The organism is Mesorhizobium sp. M7A.F.Ca.CA.004.06.1.1, from assembly GCF_003999135.1.
Lineage (GTDB): Bacteria > Pseudomonadota > Alphaproteobacteria > Rhizobiales > Rhizobiaceae > Mesorhizobium.
In genome coordinates, this window is record NZ_RZPQ01000896.1 from 1 (window position 1) to 2,146 (window position 2,146).

2 protein-coding genes are annotated in these 2,146 nt (G+C 62.3%); both read right to left on the reverse strand.

The genetic code is table 11. The features are described 5' to 3' along the window. A partial coding sequence (locus EN906_RS31835; RefSeq protein ID WP_164777521.1) for an MFS transporter occupies positions 1-809 on the reverse strand: 809 nt, incomplete at its 3' end. A gap of 156 nt (positions 810-965) precedes the next feature. Next, a complete protein-coding gene (locus EN906_RS31840; protein WP_127271204.1) occupies positions 966-1,868 on the reverse strand; it encodes a neutral zinc metallopeptidase in 903 nt (300 codons plus the stop codon). Positions 1,869-2,146: the final 278 nt, after the last annotated feature.

Genomic DNA, 2,146 nt, shown 5'->3' on the forward strand with positions numbered 1-2,146 from the left:
ATGACGATCGCACCGCACAGGCCGAAGGCGCCGAGCGAGAAGCCGATCTGCTGCTCGCTCCAGCCATAGCGGTAGCTGGAGACGAACGACCAGACCGCCGGATACATCATGTGTCCGAGCGTCATCAGGAAGAAGACAAGCCCGATCCAGCCGATGCCTTGATATTGGCGCATCTGCAGCAGCGTGCCGACCGGGTTGGCGCGTTTCCACTCGAAGCGGCGGCGATGCTTGTCATCGAGCGTTTCCGGGAGGAAAAACAACGCAATGAGGAAATTCACGAAGGCGAGCCCGGCGGCGAAATAGAATGGCACGCGCGGCCCGAACGTGCCGAGCAGCCCGCCCAGAACCGGCCCGATGACGAAGCCGACGCCAAACGCGATACCGAGCAGGCCGAAATTCTTTGCCCGGTTCTCATCGTTCGAGATATCCGCGATGAAGGCTGAAGTCGTCGAATAGCTGGCGCCTGAAATGCCGGCCAGCACACGCCCGATGAACAGCATCGGGTAGGACCAGGCGACCGCGCAGATCAGATTGTCGATGGAGAAGGTCAGCACCGATGCGAGCAGGATCGGCCGCCGCCCGAACCGGTCGCTCAAGCCACCCATGATCGGCGCGAAGACGAACTGCATCGCCGCATAGACGAACAACAGCCAGCCGCCTTCGATCGCCGCGCCACTGATGCTGACCCCGGTCAATTCCCTGAGATAGGCCGGCAGCACCGGCATGATCATGCCGAAGCCGATAATGTCGAGCAGCAGCGTGGTGAAGACGAGCGCAAGGCCCCGTCTGGCGGTTTTGGGGTCGATCATGCTGGGTCAAGCTCCTCTGCTCGCCCTCAGGCGCAGGCGGACGCAGCTTATAGGCGAGCTCGCGGCAAGGAACAATGCGGGAACAGGCCGAATCTGGTCATCCTGACACCCCCTGACGACAACATCGCCGGCAGGTGAAGCTTGAAAACGGTCTGGTCAGATCGGCCCACTCAGCGTGTTGCAATCCGACAGCTTGCCGCTCTTGTAACCACGCGCCAGCCAGGTCTGCCGCTGCTGCGAGGTGCCGTGGTTGAAGCTTTCCGGTACGACATAGCCCTGCGTCTTCTTCTGCAGCGTGTCGTCGCCGATCTTTTGGGCAGCATTGAGCGCCTCTTCGAAATCGCCCTGCTCCAAGATGCCCTTCTGCCCGGTGAAATGCGCCCACACGCCGGCGAAGCAGTCGGCTTGCAGCTCGATGCGCACCGACATCTGGTTGGCCTCCGCCTGGTCCATGCCTTGCCGCATCTGGTTGAACTTGGACATAATGCCCGTCAAGTTCTGCACGTGGTGGCCTACCTCGTGCGCGATCACATAGGCTTGGGCGAAGTCGCCAGAGGCGCCGAACTGTTGGTCGAGTTGCTGGAAGAAGGTTGTATCGAGATAGACCTTGTGGTCGCCCGGACAATAGAACGGCCCGGCGGCCGACGATGCCGAGCCGCAGGCCGAACGGATTTGGCCGCTGAACAGCACCAGCTTCGGGTCCTCATATGTCAGCCCCTGCGATTTGAAGATCCCGGTCCACGTGTCCTCGGTCTCGGCCAGCACGGTCGCCACGAACTGCTTCATCTCATCATTGGCGGGCGTAGCAGAGCCGCTGTCCTCGGTAATCTGGCCGCCGCCGCCCGGCGCCAGTCCGCCGCCGCCACCCAGGATCGTCGACGGATCGAAGCCGAAATACCATCCGGCCAGCACCACCAGGATGACGAGGAAGATGCTGCCGCCGCCACCGGTGCGGCCGCCGATCGGAATGCGGAACTGGCCACCGCCGCCGCCGAGCCCGCCACCGCCGCTGCGGTCGTCCTCGATATTGTCACTCTGACGACGGCCTCTCCAGAGCATGGCAACTCCTCGCGCTGCAAACTTCCCCGTTGTTGCGGGGCTCAACCCAACAAACAACTATCTCAATGGTTGCTCCAAGTCACAGCATTTTTCCAGACCGCGGCGGTTCTGGCATGACGGCCTCACCGCTCTGGCCGAGAGTGCGCAAGGCCTGTAGCATTGCTCGTGGATGGGGGATGTATTGGGCTTGAAGACGATCGGTTCGTTCCTGTCGCTGATTGCGGCGTTGTTTTGCCTCGGCACGCCGGTAGCCGGCGCGGTGACGCTCGATTCCAGCG